Here is a 13,984-nt window from a genome sequence, read left to right as displayed (position 1 = left end):
ACATAACAATAACAAGGCGGCTGTGATCCGCCTTGCTGGAGGACATCCTTGTGAGTTCCGAATTCCGACCGCAACCCCAGCCCGCACCGCGATACCGCGAGGTCTCCATCGGCCACGCACCGGTGGCGGTCACTGAAGAACACGGCGTGTTGCACATGCGCTCCCTGGAGCCCCTGGCCGAGTTGCCGGCGCGCCTGCTCGATCGCCTGGTGCATTGGGCTCGGGTACGGCCCGAGCAGACGTTTATCGCGGCACGCCAGGCCGGTGGGGATTGGCGCCGTGTCAGCTACCGCGAAATGCTCGACAGCGTGCGCGCGATTGCCCAGGGCCTGCTCAGCTACGGGCTGTCGGCGGACAAGCCGCTGGCCTTGCTGTCCGGCAACGACATCGAGCATTTGCAGGTTGCCCTCGGCGCCATGTACGCCGGTATTCCGTACTGCCCGGTCTCGCCGGCGTACGCGTTGTTGTCCCAGGATTTCGCCAAGCTGCGGCATGTCTGTGACCTGCTGCAACCCGGGCTGGTGTTCGTCAGCGATGCGGCGGCCTACCAGCGTGCGATCGAGGCCGTATTGCCGGCCGAAACCCCGTTGATCTGCGTGCGCGGCCAAGTGCCCGGGCGCAGCCAGATAAGCTTCGCCAGCCTGTTGCACACGCCGGGGGGCGCTGAGGCCGAGCAGGCCTTCAATGCCACCGGTCCCGACAGCATTGCCAAGTTTCTCTTCACCTCGGGCTCGACCAAATTGCCCAAGGCCGTGATCACCACCCAGCGCATGCTCTGCGCCAACCAGCAGATGCTGCTGCAGACGTTTCCGGTGTTCGGTGAGGAGCCTTCGGTGCTGGTGGACTGGCTGCCGTGGAATCACACCTTTGGCGGCAGCCACAACGTCGGCATTGTGCTCTACAACGGTGGCACCTTTTATCTGGACGACGGCAAGCCCACGGTCCAGGGGTTTGCCCAGACCTTGCGCAACCTCAAGGAAATTTCGCCCACGGCTTACCTGACGGTCCCCAAGGGCTGGGAAGAGCTGGTCAACGCCCTGGAACAGGACGCCGAGTTGCGCGAGCGTTTTTTTGCGCGGATGAAACTGTTCTTCTTCGCCGCCGCCGGCCTGTCCCAAAGTATCTGGGATCGCCTCGACCGCGTGGCCGAACAGCACTGCGGTGAACGCATCCGCATGATGGCCGGGCTGGGCATGACCGAAGCCGCGCCGTCCTGCACCTTCACCACCGGGCCGTTGTCCATGGCCGGCTATATCGGTTTGCCCGCGCCGGGCTGCGAGGTGCGCCTGGTGCCGGTGGACGGCAAGTTCGAAGGGCGCTTTCGCGGGCCGCATATCATGCCGGGATACTGGCGGGCGCCCCAGCAAACCGCCGAAGTGTTCGACGAACAGGGGTTCTACTGTTCAGGAGACGCGATCAAGCTCGCCGACCCTCGGCAGCCGCAACTGGGCCTGATGTTCGATGGGCGAATTGCCGAGGATTTCAAGCTCTCTTCCGGGGTGTTTGTCAGCGTGGGTCCGTTGCGCAATCGCGCGGTGCTCGACGGCTCGCCCTATGTGCAGGACCTGGTGATTGCCGCGCCCGATCGCGAGTGCCTCGGAGCTCTGGTGTTCCCCAGGCTCTACGAATGCCGTCGGCTGGCGGGCCTGGACGCCGCCGCCAGCGACGCCGACGTGCTCGGCAGCGCGCCGGTGCGCCAGTGGTTCGGCGACTGGTTGCAACGCCTCAATCGCGAGGCCACCGGCAATGCCAGTCGCCTGGAATGGATTGCCTTGCTCGACGAGCCGGCGTCCATCGACCGTGGGGAAATCACCGACAAAGGTTCGATCAACCAGCGCGCCGTGCTGCAATGGCGCGCGGCGAAGGTCGAGGCGTTGTATCGCGGCGAAGAGGCCACGATCCTGCGCGCCGAGCCGAAACCTTGAGCGGGCAGTATTCGGCATTTGCCGATGTGGCAATTCTCGAGGCCGTGCGCACCCCCTGGATTGACCTGGGTGGAGCACTGTCTCAGGTCTCACCCATCGACCTGGGGATCAAGGTAGGCCGTGAGGTACTGGCCCGGGCGGGTATTGAACCGCAGGCAGTGGACAGCGTCCTGGCCGGCTCCATGGCCCAGGCCAGTTTCGATGCCTACTTGCTGCCACGGCATATCGGCTTGTACAGCGGGGTGGCGCAAGCGGTCCCGGCACTGGGGGTGCAGCGCATCTGCGCCACCGGTTTCGAACTGTTGCGCCAGGCTGCCGGGCAACTGCAGGACGGCGTGCAACTGGCCTTGTGTGTGGCCAGTGAATCCATGTCGCGCAACCCCATCGCGGCTTACACCCACAGGGGCGGGTTTCGTCTTGGCGGCGAGGTCCAGTTCAAGGATTTTCTGTGGGAGGCCTTGTACGACCCGGCCCCGGGCCTGGACATGATCGCCACGGCCGACAACCTGGCGCGCCGTTATGGTCTGGGCCGCGAGGCGGTGGACCGCTACGCCTGCGCCAGCCACCAGCGAGCGTTGCAGGCGCAGCGTGACGGCGCTTGGGTTGACGAGGTGGTGGCGGTCGATAACCAGCTATTCGAGCTTGAGGGATACCAGCCCAGAGGCATCAGCCTGGCGCGTCGGACCGCTGCCGTCAGCGAGGACAGCCACCCTCGGCCCACCGACCTTGCGAGCTTGAAACGCTTGCGCGCCGTGCATCCCGGCGGCGTGCAAACCGCCGGCAACAGTTGTGCCGTGGTGGATGGCGCGGCGGCGGCGTTGGTGGGCCGCGCCTCGGCCTGCATGCGGCCGGCCCTGGCGCGGTTGCTGGCCAGCGCGGTGGTCGGCGTGGCCCCCGAGTTCATGGGCATCGGCCCGGCACCGGCGATTCGTCTGCTGCTGCAACGCAGCGGGTTGAATCTGGATGACATCGGCCGCTTCGAGATCAACGAAGCCCAGGCCGCCCAAGTGCTGGCGGTGGCCCATGAACTTGAGCTGGACAGCGCCCGCCTCAACGTCCAGGGCGGTTCGCTGGCACTGGGGCATCCACTGGCTGCCACTGGCCTGCGCCTGGTCATGTCCCTGGCCCGACAACTGCGTCAGCACAACCTGCGCTACGGGATTGCCGCGGCGTGTGTGGGCGGCGGGCAGGGTATGGCGCTGCTGATCGAGAACCCTGCTTTTCGCGCTTGAGTACGTGATTCTTTTTAGTTGATGAGGTGTCCCGATGTGGAGCTATGAGGCGCCCCTGCGCGATATGCAATTTGTCCTCGAACACTGGTTGCAGGCGCCCGACAGCTGGCGACGCAACCCGGCGTTCGAGGCCCTCGACCTGCCGCTGGCATTTCAAGTATTGGAGGAGGCGGCACGCTTCAGCCAGGGCGTGCTGGCGCCGTTGAACAGCCGCGGTGATCGCCAGGGCTGCCGCTGGCAGGCGGGCCAGGTCAGCACCCCGGACGGCTTCGTCGAGGCCTATCGTGCTTACGTCGAGGGTGGTTGGCCGGCGCTGGCGTGCGCCGAAGAGCTGGGCGGGCAGGGCCTGCCGCAACTGCTTGATGCGGCGCTGCAAGAAATGCTCTACGCCAGTAACCATGCCTGGGCCATGTACACCGGGATCGCCCACGGCGCCTACCTGTGCCTCAAGACTCACGCCGCCCCTTGGCTGCAGGCACGCTACTTGCCGGAGATTGTCAGTGGCCAGGCGTTGCCCACCATGTGCCTGACTGAGTCCCAGGCTGGCAGCGATGTCGGTTTGCTGCGCTGTCGCGCTGAACCCCAGGCGGATGGCAGCTATCGCTTGAGCGGCAGCAAGCTGTTTATCTCCGGCGGTGAGCATGACCTCACGGCCAATATTCTGCACCTGGTGCTGGCGCGCCTGCCCGATGCGCCGCCGGGCAGTCGCGGCATTTCACTGTTCCTGGTACCCAAGCAGCTGGACGATGGCCGGGCCAATGGTGTGCATTGCGACGGTATCGAACACAAGATGGGCATCAAGGGCAGCGCCACCTGCTCCCTGGTATTCAACGCCGCCCAAGGCTGGCTGATCGGTGATGCCAATCAGGGCCTGGCGGCGATGTTCGTGATGATGAATTCGGCGCGCCTGCATGTCGGCCTGCAAGGTCTGGGGCATGTCGAGGCGGCTTGGCAAAATGCCCGGCAGTACGCTGCCGAGCGTGTGCAGATGCGTGCACCGTCAAGGCCCGAAGACGTGGCGGCCCAGGCCGCTGACCCGATCCGTTATCACCCGGCCATGCGCCGCGTGTTGCTGGAGCTGCGCACCACCAGCGAGGGCATGCGCGCCATCGGCTATTGGGCGGCGCACCTGCTGGATCAAGCCGAGCATGGCCAGGATTCGTCGGCCGCCCGGTTGGCGCCTTTGCTGACGCCCATCATCAAGGCGTTTTTCACCGAGCAGGGCTTTCGTCAGGCGAGCAATGCGCTGCAGGTATTTGGCGGTTACGGCTATGTCACCGAGTTCGCCATCGAGCAAACCCTGCGGGACAGCCGCATCGCGATGATCTACGAGGGCAGTAACGAGATCCAGGCCAATGACCTGTTGCTGCGCAAAGTGCTGGGGGATGAAGGTCGAGCCTTTGGCCTGCTGCTGGCCCAGTTGCGTGCCGAGGCCGGGCAGGGCGTGCAATATGTCGAGTGCGCAGGGTTCTCCCGCGCATTGGACAGCCTGTGCGACGCGCTGGCCAGTGTGGTGAGCGCCGTGCATGAACGCGCGCAGGAAGACAGTGAATACCCCTATCGGGCCGCGCCGGATTTCCTCCAGCTCTGTGGCGTGGCGTTGCTGGCCTTTGCCTGGGCGCGGGCTGCGCGGGTCTCCAGGGCATTGCCCGAAGACGATCCATTGCGTGCCGCCAAGCTGCAAAGCGCCGGGTTCTTTTTCGATTACCTGCCGTCGCGGCTGGCGCAACACCTGGGTGCCATAGAGGGGGCGCGCGCCGCGCTGGCGTTCGTCTGACGGGATCGGATGCTTGCGGTACTATGGCAGGCCACGTTTTCTGGAAGTTGCCTGGATGAGTAAGCCCGGTCAATTGGTGCTGGTTGCACTGCGCAAGATGATTGCCAACGGGGAGTTGGTGGCGGGGGAGCGCCTGATGGAAACCCCTACGGCGCAACGCTTTGGTGTGTCGCGCATGCCGGTGCGCATGGCATTTCGTACCCTGGAGCAGGAAGGGCTGCTGGTGCCGTTTGGCGGGCGCGGCTATCAGGTGCGGTCGGTCAGCGCCAGCGACATTGCCGGCGCCGTCGAAGTGCGCGGTGTGCTGGAAGGCCTGGCTGCACGGCAAGCCGCCGAGCAGGGTCTTTCCGACGTGGCGCGTGCGGCGCTGGAGCGCTGCCTGGTGGAAGGCGACCAACTGTTCGAGAAAGGCTACGTGACCGAAGATGACCTCGAGGTTTACCACGACCTGAACATGCGCTTTCACCAGGTCATTGTGGAGGGCAGCCACAACCCCGCGATCACGGATGCGCTGGCACGCAATGATCACCTGCCCTTCGCATCGGTGACCGCGCTGGCGGTGGATCGTGAGGACATGGCTCGTGAATACCGACGCTTCAACTATGCCCACATGCAGCATCACTCGGTGTTCGATGCCCTGGTCAATCGCCAGGGCGCGCGCGCCGAAGCCATCATGCGCGAACACGCCAATGCGACATTGCGTTATGCCGAGATCTTCAGTTCAACCACCGCCGACGCGCGCATGAAGGTGATTTTGCCCGCGTCGTGACACGGTTCAGATGTCCAGCACCAGCAGTGGCGTTTTCGAGCGTGAGCAGCAGGGCGTGAACTGGTCATTCAGCGCCTGTTCCTGCTCGGTGAGGAACAGGTCGCGGTGCTCCGGGATGCCGTCCAGCACACGGGTCAGGCAGGTGCCACAGATCCCTTGTTCGCAGGACACGGCAATCTCGATGCCTTGGCTTTCCAGGACCTGGACCACGGTTTTGTCGGCGGGGATCGTGAAGACCTGGCCGCTGCTGCCGAGCTTCACTGAAAAGCTCCCGTCGAGGCTGTTGTCCACTGGCGCCGCCGAGAAGTACTCGCGATGCAGGCAGTCCTCCTGCCAGCCTTGCGCCCGCGCGCTGTCGAGCACGTGTTGCATGAAGCCGCCGGGGCCGCAGACATACAAGTGCACATCGTCTGCGGGCGCAGCCAACACCTCGGCAGTCTTGAGGGCCGTGTGGGGCTGCTCATCGAAATGCAGGAACACGCGCTCGGCAAACGGTGACGCCTTGAGCCGCTGTACAAACGCAGCACGCTCACTGGCGCGGGCACAATAATGCAGGTCGAAGTCCGCACCTGCATGGGCCAGGCGCTCGGCCATGCACAGGATCGGGGTGATGCCGATGCCGCCGGCGAACAGCAGGCTGCGTCGCGCTTCATGGGCCAGGGGGAATAGATTGCGTGGTTCGCTGATCGTCAGGTGGGCGCCCTCGTGTACCTGCTCGTGCAAGCTGCGCGAGCCGCCGCGAGAAGCCGGGTCGTTGAGTACGCCGATCAGATAGCGATGACGCTCCTCGGGGTGATTGCACAGCGAATACTGGCGCACCAGCCCGTCCGGCAGATGCACGTCAATATGCGCGCCGGCACTGAAGGCGGGCAGCGGCTGGCCATCGACCCTGGCCAGTTCATAGCTGCAAATGTCCTGGGCTTCGTTAATACGGGATACCACCACCACATCGATCATGTTCGGTCCTCGCAGAGTTGTCGCGCCGTTCAGGCGGTGGTGGTCGTGATCAGTTGTGGTTCGAGGGTGTGTTCCTTGGCGATCAGTCGCTCCAGGATTTTGCGCGACTGCACGCCGCCGGCATCGATATTCAACTTGAGCAGGTTGCGTTGCGGGTGGGCCAGCAGGTTCTGCTGCTGACGTTCGAGCATCTCCAGGTCTTCGCTGAAAATCTTCCCTTGGCCTTCGCGAATGCTGGCGGTCAGCGCCTCATCGTGAGGGTTGAAGTTGCGCGCCATGCCCCAGAAATACCAGATCGACGTCTCGGTTTGCGGGGTGATGAAGTCGACCACGATGCTTGCCGCCTTGTGTTCGGGCGCTGCGTGGTAGCCGCCCTTGCCGGCGTGGGCCACGCCGACTTCGATCAGCACATGGCTGGGCGGGGTGAAGCGACAGATCTGCCAGCGGTCCACCGGCACATCGTCGGCGAGGTTGTTGCCGCGCAGGGCCATGCGCCAGAACGGCGGAGCCATGATGTTTTCCATGTGCCGGGCGGTGACGACTTCGTCGCCTTCAACCGTGGTGACGGGAGGCGCTTCATCGATTTCCTTTTGGCCGATGCTGGAAGCGTGGACGTAGGTTTCGTGGGTCAGGTCCATCAGGTTGTCGATCATCAGGCGGTAATCGCACTGGATGTCAAACAGCCCGCCGCCGTACGCCCACTGGTCACTCACTGCCCACTCCAGGTGATGTATCAGCGCCGGGTCGGCAAGGGCCTGATCGCCGGGCCATACCCAGATAAAGCCATAGCGTTCAACCGCGGCAAAGGTCTTGTTGCACGGAAAACCACGCACCCGCTGCCCGGGCATTTCGACGGTCTTACCGTCAGCCCCCATGACCAGGCCGTGATAGCCGCATACCAGGTTGCCATTTTCGACATAACCCAGTGAAAGCGGTGCGCCGCGATGGGGGCAGAAGTCTTCGACGGCTACGACGCTGCCTTGCGAGCCACGATAAAACACCATTTTTTCACCGCAGATCTGCCGACCCAGGGGTTTTTGGGCGATTTCATCGGGTGTGCAGGCGACGTACCAAGTGTTTTTGGGGTACATGGCGACTCTCTGGTTAATTATTTTTGTTTAATGGATCCATTAAATTTCCAGAGCTGCTATGAGTCAATATATATGGCAGTAATTTTGAGGTTATTATGGGCGATTATCGACCAATGGATTCTTATTGGATCCATTGAGTGGGCGGCGTTTGGTGCGCTGATGGCAAAGAAAGGCCTGCCAAAAAATACCCTGTCTAGATCATCGGGCGTAACCAAGCCCTTCACCGGACATCCGCTACTTTTTTGCGCAGAAATGGAAAGTCACTGCGTCATTTGGTAGCAAATCGCTTTACCCGCTTTGCGCAATTTCCCCCACCTGAACGAAAGACTTCATTTAAATCAATGACTAATGTTCTGTGGTAGGTGTTGGCACGCGTTATGCTTTTTTGTATTCGTGGATAATTGGATACAAAAATACAAAGAGGCCGCCGATGCAATTTGCTCCCGCTCACGTTGACCGCCAGCCCCTCACTGCCGAGGAGGAGGCCTACAACTTCCTGCTCGACGCCATCTGCGGCGGTCGTTTCCGCAAGGGCGATCGCCTGATCGCCGAGGATATCGCCGGCGAGATCGGCATGAGCCGCATGCCGGTGCGTGAGGCATTCCGCCGCCTGGATGCCCAGGGCCTGGTGACGCTGCGGCCCAATCGCGGTGCCATCGTCAGCGGCCTGGATATCGCTGAGCTGTACGAAGTGTTCGAGATGCGCAGCGCACTGGAAGGCCTGGCGGTGCGCGTCGCGGTCAGCCGCATCGGTGAGCGCCAGTTGGCGGCTCTGGAGCGGCTGCTGGACGAGATGGATGACTACCGCGACGAGAGCGCCGCGTGGGTCCGTTGCCACCGTGCCTTTCACGAATACCTGTGCGGGCTCAGCGGCCGGCCACGCTTGCTCAAGCAGATTTCGGCGTTGTATTCGCTGGTGGAAGCGCCCATGCGCTTGTGGCTGCAGCACAGCGAAAAACCCCTCGGTGCGCGCCAGGAACACGCCGTAATCCTCGACGCGATTCGCGCCGGTGACGCCGCCGGTGCCGAAGCTGTGGTACGCGAGCACATCGAAAGCACCGTGCCGCTGCTGATTCAATTTCTGCAATTGGAAAAATAAAAGAGGCGGGCCCCAACCCGCCCATGTTTAGACGTTGATTCCTGCCCCGTTATTTAACGAAGTGGAGTGTCTGGTCATGCATAAACAACACCGCGCCTTGCTGGTGGCTGTCACCCTGGGTCTCTGTACACAATGGGCCTGCGCCGCAGTCCAGGTGCCTGAACGCCTGAAGAGCCTCGACAAACTCACCTATTGCTCGGGGATGGATTCACCGCCCCTGGTGTCCTTCGACGAATCCCAGAAACCGCGTGGGCTCACCGTCGACCTGGGCCTGGAAATCGCCAAGCGCCTGGGCAATAAAACCGTGCAATGGCGGGTCATTCCGTTTTCCGGCCTGGTGCCGGCGCTGCTTGCCCAGCAGTGCGACATGATCGTCGACCAACTGTTCGACAAACCCGAGCGGCGCCAGGTGATCGACATCGTCAACTACATGTACTCCAGCCAGTCGGTGGTGGTGCCCAAGGGCAACCCCAAAGGCATCAAGACCCTGGATGACCTGTCCACGCGCAAGGTGGCGGTGCTCAACGGCTCTACCATCAAGACCCTGCTCGACACCCAGAACGAGAGCCTCGCCAAGGCCGGCAAGCCACCGATGAAACTGGTGGTCTACAACACTGACACCGATGCGTTCCAGGCGCTGCGCATCAGCCAGGTGGACGCCTATGGCACCACCGTGGAAACCGCCGGTTACTACGCGGCGATGGCCCCGGAGCTGTTTCAGGAAGGGGTGCCTGCGTTCAGCCGCATCCTCACCGGCCTGGGCATGCGCAAGGACGACCCGCAACTGACCGCCGCCGTGCAGCAGATCATCAACGACATGCGCAGCGACGGCAGCTATGTGCAATTGCTCAACAAATGGCATGTCAGCAGCGACACACTCGACTGAGGTTCTACCACGATGAATTTCAATTGGGATGTGTTCTGGCAATACCTGCTGCAACCCAGTGGGGTCTACCTCACCGGGCTGTGGCTGACTTGCCTGATCAGCGTGCTGGCGATGCTGCTCGGCTGTGCGCTGGGTCTGGCGGCGGCGCTGTTGCGCCTGTCGAAGAACCCGCTTTTGCACCTGCCGGTACGCCTTTATGTGTGGCTGATGCGCGGCACGCCGCTGCTGGTGCAGATCGTGTTTTTGTACACCGCACTGGCAGCGGGCGGGATCTTCCGCTTCGAGGACATCGAGCTGTTCGGGCTGATCATCCCCGGCAATATCCAGGCGGCGATCATCGCCCTGGGCCTGAATGAAGGCGCGTACATGGCCGAAATCATCCGCGCCGGCATCGGCGCGGTGGACAAGGGCCAGTACGAAGCCGGGCGTTCCCTGGGCATGGGGTTCGGCAAGCTGATGCGGCGCATCGTGCTGCCCCAGGCGTTTCGGGTGATCGTGCCGCCGCTGGGCAATGAGTTCAATGTGATGCTCAAGAACACCACGCTGGTGAGTGTGATCGGCGTGCAGGAGTTGTTGCTCAGCACGCAGATGGTGACCTCGGCGACGTTTCGCGTATTCGAGTTGTACCTGGTCGTCGCGATTTACTTCCTGACCCTGACCACGCTGTGGGGCTTTTTTCAACGCTGGCTCGAACACCGTTTCGGCCAGTCCGATCGACCTTCGGCGCCACCTCCGGCCGCCAGCCGCATGTTCGGTCGCAGCACCCTGAAACTGCTGAGGGGACGTTAACCATGGCGCACCAAAGTGAAGAGCTGATCATTGACGCACAGGATATCCAGAAGTCGTTCGGCGAGTTGCAGATCCTCAAGGGCATCTCCCTGCAAGTGCGGCGCGGCGAAGTAGTGGTGCTGATCGGCGCCTCCGGCTCCGGCAAGACCACCTTTATCCGCTGCATCAACCTGCTGGAAGACATCCAGGGCGGGCGCATTCGCGTCAACGGCCGCGCCATGGGCTATCGCGAACGCGCCGATGGCAGCCTGATGCGCGATTCGGAGCGCAACATCGCCCGCCAGCGCCGCGACATCGGCATGGTGTTCCAGCGCTTCAACCTGTTCCCGCACATGACCGCATTGGAAAACATTATCGAAGCGCCGATCCAGGTGCTCGGCGTGCCGCGTGCCCAGGCGCTGGAACAGGCTCGGGGCTTGCTGGCGCGGGTCGGCCTGGCGGACAAGGCCAGCCACTATCCGTCGATGCTCTCCGGCGGTCAGCAGCAACGGGTGGCGATTGCCCGTGCGCTGGCGATGAAACCCCAGGCGATGCTGTTCGACGAACCCACCAGCGCCCTCGACCCGGAAACCGTCGGCGAAGTGCTGCAGGTGATGAAGGAACTGGCCGAGGAGGGCATGACCATGGTGGTGGTCACCCACGAAATGGGCTTTGCCCGTGAAGTGGCCGACCGCGTGGTGGTGCTCGACCAGGGCGAGCTGATCGAACAAGGCCCGCCGGAACAGATTTTCAGCCGTCCCAGCCATCCGCGGACCCGGGCGTTTCTCAGCCGCGTGTTATGACCTTTTTTTGAAGAGCCTTTGCCATGTTGAAATTCTCCGCTCATGAATACCCCTACCCGTCGCAACGCCAGAGCGTATTTGCCCGTCGCGGCATGGTTGCGGCGTCCCAGCCGCTGGCGGCCCAGGCCGGCATCGAAATCATGCAAAAGGGCGGCAATGCCATTGATGCCGCCATCGCCACCGCCGCTGCGCTGACCGTTGTAGAACCTACCGGATGTGGCCTGGGTGGCGATGCCTTTGCGCTGGTGTGGTGCAAGGGGCAGTTGCATGGCCTCAACGGCAACGGCCATGCGCCGGCCGCCTTGAGTATCGAGGCGGTCAAGGCGGCAGGGCATCAACAGATGCCGCTGTACGGCTGGACCTCGGTGACGGTGCCCGGTTGCCCGTCGGCGTGGGCCGAGTTGTCCAAACGCTTCGGTAAATTGCCGTTTGCTGATTTGCTGCAGCCGGCCATCAGCCTGGCGCGCGACGGTTTCCCGTTGTCGCCGGTGGTCGCCCATCAATGGCAGATATCCTTGAACGAATTCAGCCCGCACCGCGATGACGTGCTGCAAGCCTGGTTCGACACCTTCCTCATCGACGGTCGCGCGCCCCAGGCCGGCGAGATTTTCCGCAACCCGGCCCAGGCCCGTACCCTGGAAGAACTCGGCGCCACCGGCTGCGAAAGCCTGTATCGCGGCGCTCTGGCCGAGCGCCTGGATGCGCATTCGCGCGCCAGCGGTGGTTACCTGCGCGCCAGCGACCTCAAGGATTACCGCGCGCAGTGGGTGGAGCCGATCCACATCAATTACCGGGGCGTGGATGTTTGGGAAATCCCGCCGAGCGGCCAGGGCCTGGTTGCACTGATGGCGCTGAAGATCCTCGAAGGCTTCAACTTCGATCACCGCGACAGCCAGCAAACCTGGCATCGCCAGCTGGAAGCCATGAAGCTGGCCTACAGCGACGGCCTGCATTACATCACCGACCCTGCGCACATGCGCGTGGCGGTGGCCGACTTGCTGAGTGACGACTACAGCACCCGTCGCCGTGGCGAGATCGGCGAGCAGGCGCAGCCGCCCAAACCCGGCACCCCCCATGCCAGCGGCACGGTGTACCTGGCGACCGCCGACGCCGAAGGCAATATGGTTTCGTTCATCCAGAGCAACTACCACGGCTTCGGCTCCGGCGTGGTGCTGCCCGACAGCGGCATCGCCTTGCAGAACCGCGGGCAGGAATTCAGCCTCGATGAGTCCCATGCCAATTGCCTGGCACCGGGCAAGAAAACCTTCCACACCATCATCCCGGGTTTTCTCAGCAAGGACGGCCAGGCCCTTGGCCCGTTCGGCGTGATGGGCGGCTACATGCAGCCCCAGGGCCATGTGCAGATGGTGATGAACCTGGTGGACTTCGGCCTCAACCCCCAGGCGGCCCTCGACGCACCGCGCTGGCAATGGCTGGGCGACATGAAGGTCGGCATCGAACACGGCGCGTCCCGCGACCTGGTCAATGCGCTGGCGCGACGTGGGCACAAGGTGCAGACCGACAGCGACCTGACCGACTATGGGCGAGGGCAGATCATCCTGCGTGACCCGGCCACCGGCGTGTTGTGCGGGGGCACTGAGCCAAGGGCGGACTCTCATATCGCGGTTTGGTGAGCGGCTACACAAGCGCTGGGCCAGACGGCTAATAATGACGGGGTGATGAGTTGTTTGATCTTCGCGACGGCGGGTTGGCGCCGCCGCAAGCCTCAATGTGCACTTTGACTCATCAAATACGACGAGGCTCGCCCTGCGTAATTTCGCGTATCAGGCTCAGGTAACGAAGCGCGCCCAGTCCCAGGGGCCGGTTTTTTACCCAGATGATATCGACCCATAGCCGCATCTGACTCGGCATGTAGTCAAACACCACCTCCGTCAATGCGCCTGACGTGATGAGAGGGTGTACCAGCGATTTTGGAAGATATGCCCAGCCTAATCCTTGCTGCACCAGGTCCAGCGTGGCCAGATAATTGTCGCTGTGCCAAATCCGCCGCGACAGCACAACACGTGGATCAGAGTCTGCAGGTCCTCCGGTCGCGACGATGATCTGCCTGACGTTGACCAGTTGCTCCTCACTCAAGGGGCTTTTTTTGCCGGCGGCCGCAGGGTGATCCGGAGCAGCAACCGCGACTAACAACTGGCTCCCCGCCTCAAGAAATGTTTCCCGCTCGTCAAGCCCTGGTCGCTCAAATCCAAGTGCCAATTGCACACGCCCTTCATGGAGCATGCGCATTGCCTCCGGATGGGACGCGGAGCGAATCTCGATTTCAAGCGTGGGAAACTCCCTGGCGATAATCGACAGCGGACGATTCCATACGCCTGTTTGCAACTCCGGCGCCATCGCAAAGACCAAGCGTTCCTCCAACCCCTGATGCAGCTGGAGGGCATGCGCATCCAGCAGGTTGATCTGGCTCGCGACCTGTCGTGCCTGGGGCTCAAGTGCCTTGGCGGCGGCGGTAGGAATGGCTTTGCGAGTTGATCGGTCAAACAGCAACAAATCCAGCTCTGCTTCAAGCTGCGACACCGCCATGTTGACGGCCGAGGGGACCCGGCCTAATTTTCGCGCCGCCGCCGAAAAGGATCCGCTGTCGATGACCGAAAGGAAAATCTTAAGTGACTCACTGGTAAACGCCATGGGGGTTGTCAGATTTTCTGATGAT

General features: G+C 62.7%; 12 protein-coding genes. 9 read left to right on the top strand and 3 right to left on the bottom strand.

What is annotated here, in order from left to right:
• Positions 1–50: 50 nt before the first annotated feature.
• The 4 genes from HBO23_RS14560 to HBO23_RS14545 are packed head-to-tail and all read left to right on the top strand — an operon-like array spanning position 51 to position 5,703.
• Positions 51–1,925, top strand: a complete 1,875-nt coding sequence (locus tag HBO23_RS14560; protein WP_170038661.1) for a feruloyl-CoA synthase — start codon at positions 51–53, stop codon at positions 1,923–1,925.
• Positions 1,922–3,157, top strand: a complete 1,236-nt coding sequence (locus HBO23_RS14555) for a thiolase family protein (protein ID WP_170038659.1) — start codon at positions 1,922–1,924, stop codon at positions 3,155–3,157. Before HBO23_RS14560 ends, HBO23_RS14555 begins: the two co-directional genes overlap by 4 nt.
• Positions 3,158–3,191: 34 nt before the next feature.
• Positions 3,192–4,934, top strand: coding sequence for an acyl-CoA dehydrogenase (locus HBO23_RS14550; RefSeq protein WP_170038657.1), 1,743 nt, complete (start codon positions 3,192–3,194; stop codon positions 4,932–4,934).
• Between the two features lie 55 nt (positions 4,935–4,989).
• Positions 4,990–5,703 (top strand): GntR family transcriptional regulator, encoded by a 714-nt coding sequence (locus HBO23_RS14545; protein WP_170038655.1) that lies wholly within the window; start codon positions 4,990–4,992, stop codon positions 5,701–5,703.
• A gap of 6 nt (positions 5,704–5,709) precedes the next feature.
• On the opposite strand, the gene HBO23_RS14540 is transcribed toward HBO23_RS14545, so the two are convergent.
• Together HBO23_RS14540 and HBO23_RS14535 are read right to left on the bottom strand one after the other, a co-directional pair.
• Positions 5,710–6,660, bottom strand: coding sequence for a PDR/VanB family oxidoreductase (locus HBO23_RS14540; protein WP_170038653.1), 951 nt, complete (start codon positions 6,658–6,660; stop codon positions 5,710–5,712).
• 29 nt (positions 6,661–6,689) lie between these two features.
• On the bottom strand, positions 6,690–7,751 hold the full coding sequence (locus HBO23_RS14535; RefSeq protein WP_170038651.1) for an aromatic ring-hydroxylating dioxygenase subunit alpha: 1,062 nt from the start codon (positions 7,749–7,751) through the stop codon (positions 6,690–6,692).
• A 430-nt stretch (positions 7,752–8,181) separates the two neighbouring features.
• Here HBO23_RS14535 and HBO23_RS14530 point away from each other — a divergent pair, with 430 nt between their 5' ends.
• The 5 genes from HBO23_RS14530 to HBO23_RS14510 all read left to right on the top strand — a co-directional run bounded on the left by HBO23_RS14530 (position 8,182) and on the right by HBO23_RS14510 (position 12,941).
• Entirely contained in the window at positions 8,182–8,850 is a 669-nt protein-coding gene (locus tag HBO23_RS14530; RefSeq protein WP_170038649.1) for a GntR family transcriptional regulator, read from the top strand.
• A 76-nt stretch (positions 8,851–8,926) separates the two neighbouring features.
• Entirely contained in the window at positions 8,927–9,736 is an 810-nt protein-coding gene (locus tag HBO23_RS14525; RefSeq protein WP_170038647.1) for an ABC transporter substrate-binding protein, read from the top strand.
• Between the two features lie 12 nt (positions 9,737–9,748).
• A complete protein-coding gene (locus HBO23_RS14520; RefSeq protein ID WP_056857994.1) occupies positions 9,749–10,525 on the top strand; it encodes an amino acid ABC transporter permease in 777 nt (258 codons plus the stop codon).
• A gap of 2 nt (positions 10,526–10,527) precedes the next feature.
• Entirely contained in the window at positions 10,528–11,307 is a 780-nt protein-coding gene (locus tag HBO23_RS14515; RefSeq protein ID WP_170038645.1) for an amino acid ABC transporter ATP-binding protein, read from the top strand.
• 23 nt (positions 11,308–11,330) lie between these two features.
• Positions 11,331–12,941, top strand: a complete 1,611-nt coding sequence (locus HBO23_RS14510) for a gamma-glutamyltransferase family protein (RefSeq protein WP_170038643.1) — start codon at positions 11,331–11,333, stop codon at positions 12,939–12,941.
• A gap of 112 nt (positions 12,942–13,053) precedes the next feature.
• Here the strand turns inward: HBO23_RS14510 and HBO23_RS14505 are convergent, their stop codons facing one another.
• Complete coding sequence (locus tag HBO23_RS14505) at positions 13,054–13,959, bottom strand: LysR family transcriptional regulator (RefSeq protein ID WP_017136660.1); 906 nt, start codon at positions 13,957–13,959, stop codon at positions 13,054–13,056.
• Between the last annotated feature and the right edge of the window lie 25 nt (positions 13,960–13,984).

The sequence above is a fragment of the Pseudomonas sp. WS 5532 genome, assembly GCF_012985445.1.
In the GTDB taxonomy this organism is placed as follows: domain Bacteria; phylum Pseudomonadota; class Gammaproteobacteria; order Pseudomonadales; family Pseudomonadaceae; genus Aquipseudomonas; species Aquipseudomonas edaphica.
The sequence above is the reverse complement of the archived record's forward strand: the minus strand, read 5'-3'. Positions and strand labels throughout refer to the sequence as shown.